Origin of the sequence: Amycolatopsis samaneae (assembly GCF_039541975.1) — a bacterium.
GTDB lineage: Bacteria > Actinomycetota > Actinomycetes > Mycobacteriales > Pseudonocardiaceae > Amycolatopsis > Amycolatopsis samaneae.
In genome coordinates, this window is the sequence record NZ_BAABHG010000003.1 from 470,975 (window position 1) to 485,390 (window position 14,416).

At 71.1% G+C, this 14,416-nt stretch carries 15 protein-coding genes; 10 read left to right on the forward strand and 5 right to left on the reverse strand.

The features are described 5' to 3' along the window. Window positions 1-7 precede the first annotated feature (7 nt). On the reverse strand, window positions 8-214 hold the full coding sequence (locus ABD987_RS09300) for a hypothetical protein (RefSeq protein WP_345389180.1): 207 nt from the start codon (window positions 212-214) through the stop codon (window positions 8-10). A gap of 232 nt (window positions 215-446) precedes the next feature. Here ABD987_RS09300 and ABD987_RS09305 point away from each other — a divergent pair, with 232 nt between their 5' ends. After that, complete coding sequence (locus ABD987_RS09305; RefSeq protein ID WP_345389182.1) at window positions 447-1,670, forward strand: NAD(P)/FAD-dependent oxidoreductase; 1,224 nt, start codon at window positions 447-449, stop codon at window positions 1,668-1,670. Here ABD987_RS09305 and ABD987_RS09310 read toward each other — a convergent pair. Then, complete coding sequence (locus ABD987_RS09310) at window positions 1,634-2,923, reverse strand: Bcr/CflA family multidrug efflux MFS transporter (protein WP_378214007.1); 1,290 nt, start codon at window positions 2,921-2,923, stop codon at window positions 1,634-1,636. The genes ABD987_RS09305 and ABD987_RS09310 overlap by 37 nt on opposite strands. A 210-nt stretch (window positions 2,924-3,133) precedes the next feature. On the opposite strand from ABD987_RS09310, the gene ABD987_RS09315 reads away from it, so the two are divergent. The 6 genes from ABD987_RS09315 to ABD987_RS09340 are packed head-to-tail and all read left to right on the forward strand — an operon-like array spanning window position 3,134 to window position 9,659. Next, on the forward strand, window positions 3,134-3,997 hold the full coding sequence (locus ABD987_RS09315; protein ID WP_345389184.1) for a fumarylacetoacetate hydrolase family protein: 864 nt from the start codon (window positions 3,134-3,136) through the stop codon (window positions 3,995-3,997). Between the two features lies 1 nt (window position 3,998). Continuing rightward, entirely contained in the window at window positions 3,999-5,300 is a 1,302-nt protein-coding gene (locus ABD987_RS09320) for an enolase C-terminal domain-like protein (RefSeq protein WP_345389186.1), read from the forward strand. Beyond that, window positions 5,297-6,055 carry an SDR family NAD(P)-dependent oxidoreductase gene (locus tag ABD987_RS09325; RefSeq protein WP_345389188.1) on the forward strand — a complete coding sequence of 253 codons (759 nt, stop codon included), beginning with the start codon at window positions 5,297-5,299 and terminating at the stop codon, window positions 6,053-6,055. Before ABD987_RS09320 ends, ABD987_RS09325 begins: the two co-directional genes overlap by 4 nt. A gap of 46 nt (window positions 6,056-6,101) precedes the next feature. Further along, complete coding sequence (locus tag ABD987_RS09330) at window positions 6,102-7,130, forward strand: sugar ABC transporter substrate-binding protein (protein ID WP_425551079.1); 1,029 nt, start codon at window positions 6,102-6,104, stop codon at window positions 7,128-7,130. After that, window positions 7,127-8,650: a sugar ABC transporter ATP-binding protein gene (locus ABD987_RS09335; protein WP_345389192.1), complete on the forward strand. Its 1,524-nt coding sequence runs from the start codon at window positions 7,127-7,129 to the stop codon at window positions 8,648-8,650. The genes ABD987_RS09330 and ABD987_RS09335 overlap by 4 nt, the downstream gene beginning before the upstream one ends. Beyond that, window positions 8,643-9,659, forward strand: a complete 1,017-nt coding sequence (locus ABD987_RS09340) for an ABC transporter permease (protein WP_345389194.1) — start codon at window positions 8,643-8,645, stop codon at window positions 9,657-9,659. Before ABD987_RS09335 ends, ABD987_RS09340 begins: the two co-directional genes overlap by 8 nt. A gap of 106 nt (window positions 9,660-9,765) precedes the next feature. Here ABD987_RS09340 and ABD987_RS09345 read toward each other — a convergent pair whose 3' ends face one another. After that, complete coding sequence (locus ABD987_RS09345) at window positions 9,766-10,470, reverse strand: FadR/GntR family transcriptional regulator (protein ID WP_345389196.1); 705 nt, start codon at window positions 10,468-10,470, stop codon at window positions 9,766-9,768. An 83-nt stretch (window positions 10,471-10,553) separates the two neighbouring features. Here ABD987_RS09345 and ABD987_RS09350 point away from each other — a divergent pair, with 83 nt between their 5' ends. The 3 genes from ABD987_RS09350 to ABD987_RS09360 are packed head-to-tail and all read left to right on the forward strand — an operon-like array spanning window position 10,554 to window position 12,666. Then, window positions 10,554-10,883, forward strand: coding sequence for an L-rhamnose mutarotase (locus tag ABD987_RS09350; protein WP_345389198.1), 330 nt, complete (start codon window positions 10,554-10,556; stop codon window positions 10,881-10,883). Continuing rightward, the gene (locus ABD987_RS09355) at window positions 10,880-11,839 is read left to right on the forward strand and encodes an aldo/keto reductase (protein WP_345389200.1); all 960 of its coding nucleotides are present in this window, start codon (window positions 10,880-10,882) and stop codon (window positions 11,837-11,839) included. Before ABD987_RS09350 ends, ABD987_RS09355 begins: the two co-directional genes overlap by 4 nt. Then, window positions 11,836-12,666 carry an amidohydrolase family protein gene (locus tag ABD987_RS09360; protein ID WP_345389202.1) on the forward strand — a complete coding sequence of 277 codons (831 nt, stop codon included), beginning with the start codon at window positions 11,836-11,838 and terminating at the stop codon, window positions 12,664-12,666. Before ABD987_RS09355 ends, ABD987_RS09360 begins: the two co-directional genes overlap by 4 nt. Window positions 12,667-12,732: 66 nt before the next feature. Here the strand turns inward: ABD987_RS09360 and shbA are convergent, their stop codons facing one another. Then, complete coding sequence (gene shbA / locus ABD987_RS09365; RefSeq protein ID WP_345389204.1) at window positions 12,733-13,389, reverse strand: RNA polymerase sigma factor ShbA; 657 nt, start codon at window positions 13,387-13,389, stop codon at window positions 12,733-12,735. A 258-nt stretch (window positions 13,390-13,647) separates the two neighbouring features. Then, window positions 13,648-14,118 carry a GtrA family protein gene (locus ABD987_RS09370; protein ID WP_345389206.1) on the reverse strand — a complete coding sequence of 157 codons (471 nt, stop codon included), beginning with the start codon at window positions 14,116-14,118 and terminating at the stop codon, window positions 13,648-13,650. Window positions 14,119-14,416: the final 298 nt, after the last annotated feature.

The window sequence follows — 14,416 nt, forward strand, 5'->3', positions numbered from 1 at the left end:
GTAGTTGTCACCTGTTGACGGGATGCTGCGCCACCGCCACCACGGCGTCGCGCAGCGCGGCCCGCAGGCGTCCGACCTCGAGTGGCCCGAGCACGGCGGCCTCGCCCGGCGGGGCGACGAGCACCACCTTGTCGCTGCTCACGAACACCGTCACGTCCCTGCGCCTGCCGGCCAGATCCCGGCAGCCGATCGACCATTCGTCCCTCGCTGCCACGGTCCTCGCCCTCCGATTCACCTCAGTGGTCGTGCTTCGTGCGAGGCTGGGACGAAGCCCCGCGGAGCCCGTGACGCCGGTTCACCCGATTTTCCTACCGACGAGTTTTCGGCCCTTCCTCGTCAATCCCTGACCAGCGTCTTTCCGTGGCGGTTTCGCTCCGGTTTCCCGGTGTGGCGCTTCGGAGTAGCGTCCGGGCGGCAGGCCCTGCCGGAACTTTGGGGAGAGCGCGATGTCCGAACCCCGCAAGATCGTCGTCGTCGGTGCCGGGCTGGCGGGCGCGTCCGCAGCGGCCGCCCTGCGCGAGCGCGGGTACCCGGGGGAGGTGCTGCTGGCCGGGGCCGAACGACATCGTCCGTACGAGCTGCCGCCGCTGTCCAAGGGTGTGCTGCTCGGCAACGCCGACGAACCGGACTGGGTGCGCGCCGAGGGGTTCTACGCCGAACACGACATCCGCTTCACCCCTGGCGTCACCGCGACCAGGGTCGAGCTGGGCGCGCGGCTGGTGCTCGACGACGCGGGCGGGGAACACCGCTACGACCGGCTCGTGCTCGCCACCGGATCGCAGCCGAGGACGCTGCCCGTTCCCGGCGCCGACCTGCCCGGCGTGCACACCCTGCGGACCCTCGACGACTCGCTCGCGCTGCGGTCGGCGTTCGACGCGGCGCGGCACGTGGTCGTCATCGGCGCGGGCTGGATCGGGACGGAGGCCGCCGCGGCCGCCCGGTCGCACGACGCCGAGGTGACCGTCGTCGACCGGATCACCGCGCCGCTGGGCGGGGTGCTCGGCACCGAGGTCGCCGGGGTGTTCCGTGACCTGCACACCGAGCACGGCGTGCGCTGGCGGCTCGGCGAGGGGATCGCGGAGATCACCGGCGGCCCGGACGGGGTCACCGGGGTGCGGCTGTCCTCCGGCGACGAACTCCCCGCGGACGTCGTGCTGGTCGCGGTCGGCGTCGCGCCGAGGGTCGAGCTCGCGCACGCCGCCGGGCTGGAGATCGCCGACGACGGCGGGGTCGCCGTCGACGCCGGGCTGCGGACCGCCGCGCCGGACGTCTACGCCGTCGGCGACATCGCCTCCCACTTCCACCCGCGCTACGGGCACCGCGTCCGCGTCGAGCACTGGGCGAACGCGAAGGGACAGGGCACGCACGTGGCGGGGAACCTGCTCGGCGAGAACGAGCCGTACCTCGACGCCCCGTACTTCTTCACCGACCAGTACGACCTCGGCTGTGAGTACCGCGGTCTCGCCGATCCCGTCACCGACGAACTCGTCGTGCGGGGTGACCTGGCGACGCGGGAGTTCATCGCGTTCTGGCTGCGCGAAGGCCGGGTGGCGGCCGCGATGAACGTCAACGCCTGGGACGACGGCGACGCGCTGGAGGTGCTCGTCCGCGCCCGCGCCACCGTCACCCCGGATCAGCTGAGGTCGGCCGACCTCGCCGGGCTGGCTTGACGCGTCAGGCCCGCGTACGCGAGCAGGGCGAGGACCGCGAATCCGGCCATCACCAGCGCCATCGGCGTCGCGCTGCCCTTGTCGCCGAGCCCGACCAGCGGGGTGGCCAGGCCGCCGACGACGAACTGGAGCACGCCCAGCAGCGCCGACGCGGCACCCGCCGAGCGCGCGTGCTCGGCCAGCGCGAGCGAGCTGGAGTTCGGCGCCGTCAGGCCGATGCTGGCGATCATCACGAACAGCGGGACGAGCAGCGCGACCAGGCCGAGCCCGCCCGCGGCGGCCACCAGCACGCCGATCCCGCTCACCGCGAACAGGACCAGCCCGACGGTGAGCAGCGCCCGTTCGGTGAACCGGCCGACGAGCCGGCCGTTGAGCTGCCCGGCGAGCACGATGCCGACGCCGTTGAACCCGAACACGAGGCTGAACTCCTGCGGGCTCAGCCCGTACACCTCCTGCAGCGCGAACGAGGACCCGGAGATGTAGGCGAACAGCCCGCCGAACATGAGCCCGGAGGAAAGGGCGTACCCGACGAACACGCGGTCGGCCAGCAGCGCGGCGTAGGAGCGCAGGACCTCGCCGAGCCGCGCGGAGGAACGCAGGTCCTCGGGGAGCGACTCGGGCAGCGCGAGGGCGACGACGATCAGCAGCAGCCCGCCGAACACCGCCAGCGTGACGAACACGCCGTGCCACGACGTCCAGTTCAGCAGCTGCCCGCCGATGATCGGGGCCAGGATCGGTGCCAGGCCGTTGACCAGCATGAGCATCGAGAAGAACTTCGTCATGGCGACGCCGGAGAACAGGTCCCGCACGGCCGCGCGGGCGATCACGATGCCCGCCGCGGCGCCGACCGCCTGCACGCCCCGCGCGGCGATGAGCAGCTCCGCGTTCGGGCTGACCGCGCACAGGACCGAACCCACCACGTAGAGCACGAGCCCGGCGATGAGCGGGCGGCGGCGGCCGAACGTGTCCGACAGCGGGCCGAGCACGAGCTGCCCGACCGCCAGGCCGATGATGAACGCGGAGAGCGTCAGCTGCACCGTGGTGTCCGCGGCGCGCAGGTCGTTCGCCATCGCGGGCAGCGCGGGCAGGTACATGTCGATCGACAGCGGGCCGAACGCCGAAAGGCCCCCCAGTATCAGCGCGAACTTCACCCGGGCCGCCCCGGTGACCGTCGTGTCCGGCGATGCCACCCGCGCCGCTGTGCCGCTCACTCGCTCTCCCCGCTGATCGTTTCCCTCCAAACGGAACCGCATGCCGCCCGCGTGCTATTCCGGCTGTGACCGGTACCACCCGCTTGGCCGAGGAGGGTTCCCGAAGGAGATCGGATCAATTTTCCGGTCAATTCGCCCACGGGTCTGGATCGGGCGGGTAGCTCTGCGATATACATCGGATGTCTGCTTGACGGGTGGGCCGTCGGCGCGGGAGTGTCCGCTGCCGGTGGCGGGAGTCGGAAGGGAACGTCCGTGCAGCTTGTGCGTCTCGGGGAACCGGGGAGTGAGCGCCCGTTCGTGCGGGCCGGTGGTGAAGGCGCGCTCTACGAACTGAGCGGCCTGACCGCCGACATCGACGGCGGGTTCCTGGCCGCGGACGGCATCGCGCGGGTGACCACCGCGCTGGAGCGGGGGAACCTGCCCGCCGCCGGGCCCGCGGCCGAGGGGCTGCGGATCGGCGCGCCCGTCGCCACCCCCGGCAAGGTCGTCTGCGTCGGCCTCAACTACCGGCGGCACGCCGAGGAGACCGGCGCGCCGATCCCGGCCGAGCCGGTCGTGTTCATGAAGGCCCCGGACGTGGTCGTCGGCCCGTACGACGACGTGCTCGTCCCCCGGAAGTCGGCGGCGACCGACTGGGAGGTCGAGCTCGGCGTCGTCATCGGCAAGACCGCGCGCTACCTCGACAGCGTCGACGAAGCGCTGGACCACGTCGCCGGGTACGTCGTGTCGAACGACGTCTCCGAGCGCGAGTTCCAGCTCGAACGCGGCGGCACCTGGGACAAGGGCAAGTCCTGCGAGAACTTCAACCCGCTCGGCCCGGGGCTGGTCCCGGCCGCCGAGATCGCCGACCCGCAGGACCTCGGGCTGCGCCTGTGGGTCAACGGGAGGAAGTGGCAGGACTCGTCCACCAGGGACATGGTGTTCACCGTCGCCGAGATCGTGCACTACCTCAGCCAGTTCATGGTGCTGCGGCCCGGCGACCTGATCAACACCGGCACCCCGGAGGGCGTGGCGCTCGGGCAGCCCGACCCCAAGCCGTACCTGCGCGCCGGCGACGTGGTGGAGCTGGAGATCGACGGGCTCGGCCGCCAGCGGCAGACGGTGAGGCAGGCCTGACATGGCGAAGATCGTCGACATGGAGGTGCTCGACATCCGGTTCCCGACCTCGCGGGAGCTGGACGGGTCGGACGCCATGAACCCGGATCCGGACTATTCGGCGGCCTACGTCGTGCTGCACGCCGACAGCGGGCCGGACGGCTACGGGCTCGCCTTCACCATCGGGCGAGGCAACGACGTGCAGGCCGCCGCGATCCGCGCGCTCGCGCCGCACGTGGTCGGCCGGGAGGTCCCGGCGGACGCGGCCGCGCTCGGCGAGCTGTCGCGGCGGCTGATCGGGGACTCGCAGTTCCGTTGGCTTGGCCCGGAAAAGGGCGTCGCGCACATGGCCATCGGCGCGATCGTGAACGCCGCGTGGGACCTGGCGGCGCGGCGCGCCGACCTGCCGGTGTGGGAGTTCGCGGCGCGGATGACGCCGGAGGAGCTGGTGTCCCTTGTGGACTTCCGGTACCTGTCGGACGCGCTGACCGAGCAGGAGGCCCTCGACATCCTCCGCGCGGCGGAGCCGGGGCGTGCCGAGCGTGCCGCGCGGGTGCGTGCCGAGGGCTACCGCGCCTACAGCACGTCGCCCGGCTGGCTGGGCTACTCCGACGCCAAGCTCGTCCGGCTCGCGGGGCAGGCCGTCGCCGACGGGTTCGACATGATCAAGCTCAAGGTCGGCGGGAGCGTCGAGGACGACGTCCGCCGGATGAAGCTGGCCCGCGAGACCGTCGGGCCGGACGTCCGGATCGCCGTGGACGCGAACCAGCGCTGGGACGTCGCGGCCGCGATCGGCTGGATGACGGCGCTGGCGCCGTACGACCCGTACTGGATCGAGGAGCCGACCTCGCCCGACGACGTCCTCGGGCACGCCGCGATCGCGAAGGCCCTCGCCCCGATCCGGGTGGCCACCGGCGAGCACGTGCAGAACCGCGTGGTGTTCAAACAGCTGCTCCAGGCGGGCGCGATCTCGGTGCTGCAACTGGACGCCGCGCGCGTCGGCGGCCTGAACGAGAACCTCGCGATTCTCTTGCTGGCGGCCAAGTTCGGCGTCCCGGTGTGCCCGCACGCCGGCGGGGTCGGACTGTGCGAGCTGGTGCGGCACCTTTCGCTGTTCGACTACGTCGCGGTGTCCGGGAGCGACACCGACCGCAGCATCGAGTGGGTCGATCACCTGCACGAGCACTTCACCGATCCGGCGGTCGTGCGCGACGGCCGTTACCTCGCCCCGACCAAACCCGGGTTCTCCGCGCGGATGCACGACGCGACGTTGCGCCGTTTCCGGTTCCCGGACGGTCCAGAATGGACGGAGAACGAGCAGTGAGTGAGTTCGAAGGACTGGTCGCGGTCGTCACCGGTGGCGCGTCGGGAATCGGCCTCGCCACGGCACGGCAGCTCGCCGCGCGGGGTGCCAAGGTGGCGGTGCTGGACCTCAGGCCAGGCGACCTCCCGGAGCCGCTGACCGGGTTCCGCTGCGACGTCTCCTCCGACGCCGAGGTGACCGCCGCGATCGACGCCGTCGTCGCGCGGTTCGGCCGGCTGGACGTCCTGGTCAACAACGCCGGGATCGGCGCGGCGGGCGACGTCACCGGCAACGGCGACGACGAATGGCACCGCGTGCTCGACGTGAACGTCGTCGGCATGGTCCGGCTGAGCCGGGCCGCGCTGCCGCACCTGCGCCGCTCGGCCTCGGCCTCGATCGTCAACACCTGCTCGATCGCGGCGTGGGCCGGGCTGCCGCAGCGCGCGCTGTACTCGGCGAGCAAGGGGGCGGTGCTGGCGCTGACACTGGCGATGGCGACCGATCACCTACCGGACAGGATCCGGGTCAACTGTGTCTGTCCGGGTACCGCGGACACCCCGTGGGTGGGCAGACTGCTCGATGCCGCCGCCGACCCCGAGGCGGAGCGGGCCGCGCTCGCCGCGCGGCAGCCGATGGGCAGGCTCGTCACCGCGGACGAGGTGGCGAACGCGATCGTGTACCTGGCGAGCCCGGCCGCCGCCTCGACCACCGGCGCGGCACTGGCCGTGGACGGCGGGATGTACGGCCTGCGCCCGCGCGGACCGGCGAACAACTGAAGACTTGTTTCCCGCTGTCATCAAGGAGGATGCGGTGCGTACGAGGGTGATCCAGGTGGCCGCCGCGGCCACCGCGCTCGGACTGGTTCTGGCGGCCTGCGGGTCCACCAAGGACAAGGCGGCAGGCTCGGGCGGTGGCGCGCAGGGCGGCAAGGTCGGCGCCACGCTGCCACTGCTGACCTCGCCGTTCTGGCAGGCCTACAACAACTACGTCCCCAAGATGGCCCAGCAGTCGGGGCTCGACGCGTTGCCGACGGTCAACGCCGACAGCGACCCGGCGAAGCTGATCACCGACATCGGGACGCTGCTCAACCAGGGCGTCAAGGGCCTGGTGGTGACCCCGCTGGACTCCGCGGCCGTGGTCGCCGGGCTCAAGCAGGCCGAGAACAAGGGCGTGCCGGTGGTCGCGGTCGACGTCGCCCCGGAGGGCGGCAAGGTCGCGATGGTGGTGCGCGCGGACAACAAGGCCTACGGCACCAAGGCCTGCGACGCGATCGGCGCGAAGGTCAAGTCCGGCAAGGTCGTGCAGGTCATGGGCGATCTCGCCTCGGTCAACGGGCGTGACCGCTCCGAGGCGTTCCGGACCTGCATGAAGACGAAGTACCCGGACGTGCAGGTGCTGGAGATCCCCGCGGAGTGGAAGGCCGACAAGGCGTCGGCGGGCCTGGACAGCCTGCTCACCGCGAACCCGGACATCAAGGCCGTGTACATGCAGGCGGGCGGTGTCTACCTGGCGCCGACCGAGGCCGCCCTCAAACGCAAGAACATGTTCTTCCCGGTGGGCGACCCGAAGCACGTCGTGCTGGTGAGCAACGACGGCATCCCGCAGGAGCTGGCCGCGATCCGGGCCGGCGAGCTGGACGCGACGGTGTCCCAGCCCGCCGACGACTACGCCAAGTACGGCATGTACTGGCTGAAGAAGGCCATGGCGGGGGAGACCTTCAAGCCGGGCCCGACCGACCACAACAGCACCATCGTGGAGGTCGCCCCCGGCATCCTCGAGGACCAGCTGCCCGCCCCGGTTGTCTCCAAGGACAACGTGGACGACAAAGCCTTGTGGGGTAACAACTTGTGAGTGCTTCAGCTACCGGAGCCGCCGTTCCGGTGGTGGACGCGCGGGGTGTCGGCAAGCGCTACGGCCCGACCGTGGCGCTGGCCGACGTCAGCCTCACCGTTCACCCCGGCGAGTCGCACGCGCTCGTCGGGCGCAACGGCGCGGGGAAGTCGACACTGGTCTCCATTCTGACCGGACTGTCCAAAACGGACACCGGCGCGGTGTACTTCGGCGGCGAGCCGGCCCCCTCGCTGTCCAAACAGGACGCCTGGAAGCAGCGGGTGGCGTGCGTGTACCAGCACGCCATGGTGATCCCGGAGCTCACCGTCGCGGAGAACCTGTTCCTCAACCGCCAGTCCGGCGGCCGGTTCGCGATCGGCTGGTCGCGGCTGCGGCGCCAGTCGCGGGAGCTGCTGGACTCGTGGGGTGTCGGGGTCGACGTGGACACCCCGGCGGGCGAGCTGTCGGTGGAGGACCGGCAGTTCGTCGAGATCGCCCGCGCGCTGTCCTACGGCGCCCGGTTCATCGTGCTCGACGAGCCCACCGCGCAGCTGGACAGCCAGGCGATCGAGCGGCTCTTCGAGCGGATGCGCCAGATGCAGGACAACGGCGTGACCTTCCTGTTCATCTCGCATCACCTGCACGAGGTGTACGAGGTGTGCCAGGCGGTCACCGTGCTGCGCGACGCGCGGCACGTGCTGACCGCGCCGGTCGCCGAGGTGGGCAGGGCCGAGCTGGTCGACGCGATGACCGGCGAGAAGGGCGGCCTGGCCGTGCGTGACGCGGCTTCGCGTGATCCGCTGGCCGAGGACGCCGCCGAGGTGCTGGCCGTCGACGGCCTGTCCGGGGACGGCTTCGCCGGCGTCTCGTTCCGGCTGCACCGCGGCGAGGTCATCGGGCTGGCGGGCAGCAACGCCAGCGGCAAGCACCAGGTGGCTGAAACCGTGTACGGGCTGCGTTCGCCGTCGGCGGGCACGATCACGCTGGACGGCGAACGGATGCGGCCTGGCGACATCCCCGCCGCGCTGCGGGCCGGGATCGGCTGTGTGCCAAGGGACCGCCACCACGAGGGCCTGGTGCTGGAGCACTCCATCGCGGACAACGCCACGTTGTCCATTTTGGACCGTATCGGCCCCGGCGGGATCGCGTCGCCGCGCACGCGGCACGCGAAGGCGACCAGGGCGCTGGCCGACTACGACATCGTCGCGGCGGGCGCCGAGCAGCCGGTGTCGGACCTGTCCGGCGGCAACCAGCAGAAGGTGGTGCTCGCCCGCGCGCTGGCGAGCGATCCCCGGGTGGTCGTGCTGATCAACCCGACCGCCGGGGTCGACGTGAAATCGAAGGAGGCGCTGCTCGCGGTCGTGGACCGGGTGCGCGCCGAGGGCAAGGCGGTGCTGATCGTCAGCGACGAGCTGGACGATCTGCGCCTGAGCGACCGCGTGCTGGTCCTGCGTGCGGGACGGGTGGTCGCCGAACACCGGGCCGGCTGGTCCGACGGTGACCTCGTGGCCGACATCGAAGGAGTCCAGCTCGGTGACTAATCTCCAGACCGATCCTCAGACGGCGGCGCTGGCCGCACCGGCGAGGCGCCGGAAGGCCGTGTGGCTGCGGGAACTCGCGCTGTTACCGGTGCTCGTGGTGGTGTTCGTCATCGGCGGGCTGATCAGCGACACGTTCCTGACCTTCGACAGCATCGTCGGCATTCTCTCGGCGTCGGCCGCGCTTTCCCTGGTGGTGCTGGGCGAATCGCTCGTGCTCATCACCGGGAAGTTCGACCTCTCCCTGGAGTCGACGATGGGCATCGCGCCCGCGATCGGCGTCATGGTGGTCATCCCGGCGGCGTCGGCGGGGTTCGGCACCGAACTGCCCGCGTTCGCCGGGCTGCTGGCGATCCTGGTCGTGGGCGCGCTGATCGGCGCGGTCAACGGGTTCCTGATCGTCAAGCTGAAGCTCAACGCCTTCATCGTCACGCTGGCGATGCTGACCGTGCTGCGCGGCGTGCAGATCGGCGCCACCAAGGGCAAGACGCTGTTCGACCAGCTCGACCCGTTCACCGCGCTCGCGACCACGACGTTCGCCGGGCTGCCGATGTCGGTGTGGCTGGCCGCGGTGCTGTTCCTGGTGGCCGGGGCCGTGCTGCGGTACCACCGCGTCGGCCGGGCGCTCTACGCGATCGGCGGCAACCGCGAGGCGGCCCGCGCGGCGGGCATCCGGGTGGACCGGATCTCGTGGCTGGTGTTCGTCGTCGCCGGTGTCCTCGCCGCGATCGGCGGGCTCGCCTACACCGGCTACGTCGGCGCGCTGGGTGCCGACCAGGGCAACGGCATGATCCTGCAGGTGTTCGCGGCCGCGGTGATCGGCGGGATCTCGCTCGACGGCGGCAAGGGCTCACTGGTCGGCGCGCTCACCGGCGTGCTGCTCCTGCAGTCGGTGACGAGCCTGCTGCAGGTGGCGCACGTACCGCCGGAGTGGATGAAGGCCATCTACGGCGCGATCATCCTCATCGCGCTGATCATCGCCCGCTACGCCGGGGGCAAACCCCAGACGTAACCCTCCGAAGTCATGATCATCGGATGTCCGTGGGGGCCTCCCTGAGGGACTCCAGGTCCCTCAGGGAGGCCCCCACGGACCACTGCTCGTGAAGGAGGCGACGGTGTCAGGAAGCGGCGGGGGCGTCTTCGTCGGCGGAGCCCAGCGCGTTGCGGAGCCACTGCTCGACGCCCGCGACGTGCACGGTGGCCCAGGACCGGGCCAGCTCGGGCTCGTGGGCCGCGATGGCCTCGTAGATCGCCGTGTGCTGCTCCCGCGTCTTCGCGACGGCGCCCTCCTGGGTGAGTCCACGCCAGACCCGCGCCCGCGTCGTCGGCCCGGAAAGGCTGTCCAGCAGCGAACACAGCACGGGATTGCCGGAGCCGTCGGCGATCTTGCGGTGGAACTGCAGGTCGTTCGCGACGAGCGCTTCGACGGTCGGCGCGTCCTCCAGTTCGCCGAGCATCGCGCCCAGTTCGGCGATGTCCTCGTCGCTCATGTGCAGCGCGGCCATCGCCGTCGCGGCGGGTTCCAGGATCCGGCGTACCGCGAGGAAGTCGAGCACGGTGTCGTCGCGGTGGAAGTCCACCACGAACGTCATCGCGTCGAGCAGCAGGTTCGGCTCCAGGCTGGTGACGTACGTGCCGTCGCCCTGGCGGACGTCGAGCACGCGGATCAGGCAGAGCGCTTTCACGGCCTCGCGCAGCGAACTGCGGGAAAGCCCGAGCCGCTGGGCGAGTTCGGCCTCCTTCGGCAGCCGGTCACCCGGGGCGAGCTCGCCCGAGATGATCATGTCCTTGATCTTGTCGATCGCGACGTCGGTGACGGGCATCCGCGCCACCCCTCCCTGCAGAAGACCTCGGATGTTTCGGTGTGCTGTGCACAGCGTGCCACGGCCACCGTGAAGGAGGAGCGATGACCCACGATCGGGTACCACAGACAGTGGCGCTGCACACTCGGCTCAAACCCGGCAAGGAGGCCGAGTACGAGCGCGTCCACGCCGTGATCCCGGCGGAGCTGGACACCGCGCTGCGGGAGGCGGGCGTGCGCTCGTGGCGGATCTGGCGCGACGGGTTGGATCTTTTCCACCTGGTGGAGGTGGACGACTACGCCGCGATGCGGGCGGCGCTGCGTGCGCACCCGGCGAACGTCCCTTGGCAGGCCAGGATGGCGGAACTGCTCGACGTCGAGGACGACTACTCCGGGAACGACACCGGGCTCGGGCTCGTCTGGGAGCTGCCGTGAAGCTGTCCTCGCTCGGTCTCGGCTGTGCGCAGCTGGGAAACCTCTATCACGTCATGGACGACGAAACCGCCGTCGCGACCGTCGCGCGGGCGTGGGACGAGGACATCCGCTACTTCGACACCGCGCCGCACTACGGGCTCGGCCTGTCCGAACGTCGCCTCGGCGCGGCGCTCGCGGCCTACCCGCGCGACGAGTACGTGGTCTCGACCAAGGTCGGCCGGATCCTGGACCCCGATCCCGAGGGCGCGGTGCGCACGGACGACGCCGGTTTCGTCGTGCCCGCCGCCTATCGGCGTCGCTGGGACTTCAGCCGCGACGGCGTCCTACGGTCGCTTGAGGACAGCCTGACGCGGCTCGGCCTCGACCGCGTCGACCTCGCCTACGTGCACGATCCCGACGAGCATTTCGACGACGCGGTGTCCGGCGCGTTCCCCGCCCTGCTCGCGCTGCGCGAACAGGGCGTCCTCGGCGCGGTCGGGGTCGGGATGAACCAGGCCGCGATGCCCGCCGAGTTCGTCCGGCGCTTCGATCTCGACGTCGTGCTCGTCGCGGGCCGGTACACCCTGCTGGATCAGGCCGCGCAGGACGAACTGCTGCCGTTGTGCGCCGGGCGCGGGGTCGCGGTGGTCGTCGGCGGCGCGTTCAACGGCGGGATCCTCGCCACCGCCGAGCCGGGGCGGATGTACGACTACGCGGAGGCGCCCGGCTCACTGGTGGAGCGGGCGGAGCGGATCGCGGCGATCTGCGCGCGGCACGGCGTCGAGCTGCCGAGCGCGGCGCTGGCCCTGCCCGCCGCGCACCCGGCGGTGGCCTCGGTGGTCGTCGGGGCGCACGACCCCGGACAGGTGAGCGCGAACGCGCGCCGGGCGCGCGCGGACGTTCCGCCCTTACTGTGGGCCGAACTGATCGACGCGGGCCTGCTGCGCCCGGACGTGGTGACCGGGAGGCTGCCGTGATCGACGCGCACCACCACCTCTGGGATCCGGCCCGCCGGGACTACCCGTGGATGGCCGGGCCCGCGCTGGACCCCGTCCGCCGTCCGTACACAGTGGACGATCTGCGCGCGGTGACCGGTGCCGCCGGGGTGCACGCGACGGTGCTGGTGCAGACGGTCTCGGCGGTCGAAGAGACAGCGGAGTTCCTCGCCGCCGCGAAGGCCGAGCCGGTGATCGCCGGTGTCGTCGGCTGGATCGACCTCACCGCGCCCGACGTCGCGGACACCCTGGCGGAGCTCGCCGAGAAGGGACCGCTGGTCGGGATCCGGCACCAGGTGGAGAACGAGGACGACGCGGACTGGCTGCTGCGCCCGGACGTCCGGCGCGGGCTCGCCGCGGTCGGGGCCGCGGGGCTCGCCTACGACCTGCTGGTGACCGTCGCGCAGCTGCCCGCCGCGCGACGGGCCGTCGAGGCGTTGCCGGACCAGCGGTTCGTGCTCGACCACGCGGCCAAGCCCCCGATCGCGGCGGGCGGCTGGCAGCCGTGGGCAGCGGAGGTCGCGGCGCTGGCGGCACGGGAGAACGTCTGCTGCAAGCTGTCCGGCCTGGTGACCGAGGCGGACTGGGCGGCGTGGCGGGTCGGGCACCTGAGCCGGTACGCCGAGCACGTGCTGGAGACGTTCGGGCCCGCGCGCCTGGTGTTCGGCTCGGACTGGCCGGTGTGCGAGCTGGCGGCGTCCTACGAAGTCGTCGTGGACACCGCGGTGGCGCTCACGGGATCCTTGTCGGACTCCGAGCGTCTCGCGGTGTTCGAGCACAACGCGCGGACGCTCTACGGTCTGACCTGAACCGGCCGGTTCGCGTGCTTGAAGGCAGAACTCGCGTGATTGAACGGAGATCTCGCGTGATCGGGGTCAGAACTCTTCGTCCTGGATCATGGCGCGGAGACGGCCGAGGGCACGGTGCTGCGTGACGCGGACGTTGCCGGGGGAGATGCCGAGCGCTTCGGCGGTCTCGGCGGCGGAGAGGCCGACGGCGATGCGCAGGGCGAGGATCTCCTGCTGCACGCGCGGCAGCTTGGCGAGCAGCCTGCCGAGACGGGCGCCGAGGTCGACGTGCAGGGCGTGGGTTTCCGGCTCGTTGTCGGCCAGCGGGCGTTCCGGGAGCTCGGGGACCGGGTCGGAGCGGTCGCGGGCCACCGCGCGGTAGGCGTCGGCGACCTTGTTGGCGGCGATGGCGTGCACGAGGTAGAGGAACGAGCCGCCGCGGTCCTGGTAACCGGGGAGCGCCTTCAGCACGGCGAGGCAGACCTCCTGCGCGACGTCGTCGGCGGAGAGGTAGGACAGGTCGCGCCCGCCCATCCGGGCCCGGCAGTAGCGCACCACCACCGGTTCGATCTTCCGCAGTAGCGCGTGCACCGCCGCCGGGTCCCCGCTCCCGGCGTCGTGTACGAGCGGGTCCAGGTCCTCCTTGGTCAGCCGCCCGCCAGGCCGCGGCATTGCCTCCGGCGTCGTGTAGCCGGGCAGTGCCGCGGGCGAATCGGCGCGGGTCGTGCTGGTCACTGCTGTCATGGTCGTCTCCCCGGCGACCCCGGTGCTGTCTCCAGACGGGGTCAACGCTCCGTAACGTTTTAGCAGCGAATGGGCCGTAAGATCAGGTCATACCCGCCACTGGTGCGACGCAGCGTAATCGTATGCGCGTGCACGTCGTCCGTCCAGATTTCAACTAGAGATACCTCGATAGCAGGACTGGTCTTGACACAAGCGATACCGAGAGTTGCGCACTGCAATTTGCGATTCTCAGTATGTGCTGAAATCGACGTCCGAAGCTCAGTTTTTGACGGTTTCAGTCGTCGGATGGGCGAAAACCCACCACCTCAGCAGTACGAAGCGAGCGACCCCGCCCACGATGCTGGCCGCGAGCAACGCGACGGTCTGCTCCCACGCCGTCGGGGTGCCGACGACGGCGTCGAGCCCCGCTAACACGATCGAGCCATACCCGGCATAAAAGACGAACGTCACCAGGTTCTGGAGCTGCCGCTTCCCGATGCTTCCCGCGCGCCCCGTGAAGGTGACCCGGCGGTGGAACTCGGTGTTGGCGAGCGTGGTCAGCGCGATCGCCACCAGGTTTGCCGGCTGGGCGCCGAGCGGCGGCCGCAGCGCGAGGAACAACGCGGCCTGGGCGCCCGTGGTGACCACGCCGGCGACGAGGTACCAGGCGGCGTGCCCGCCCAGTTCGTGCCGGCGTCGCGGGGTGTGCCGGAGGGGCTGTCGCCCTGGAGCCCACCTCGTCATGGTCATGGATCGAGGCTACCTCCGTTTTACGGAATCGTGAATCTGTTGAAGAGGTTGAAGATTTGTGATCCCGGTGACAGGGAGTCGCCCGTTTCGGTGAAGGCTTCCCCGGGTATGCCCTACGGAAGCGGAAACGCATGGGAGGAACGCCTTGAGCGACCGTGAATCGGCTCGACCCGACGGATCCACCTCCATCGAGGCTCCCGAAAACGACGAGCTCCGTGCCGGCTCTCCCGATACGGGTGCCGAACCGTCGGTGGGCGGCACGGTCGCCGACGCGATCAGGGCGGCGAACCGGAGGCGG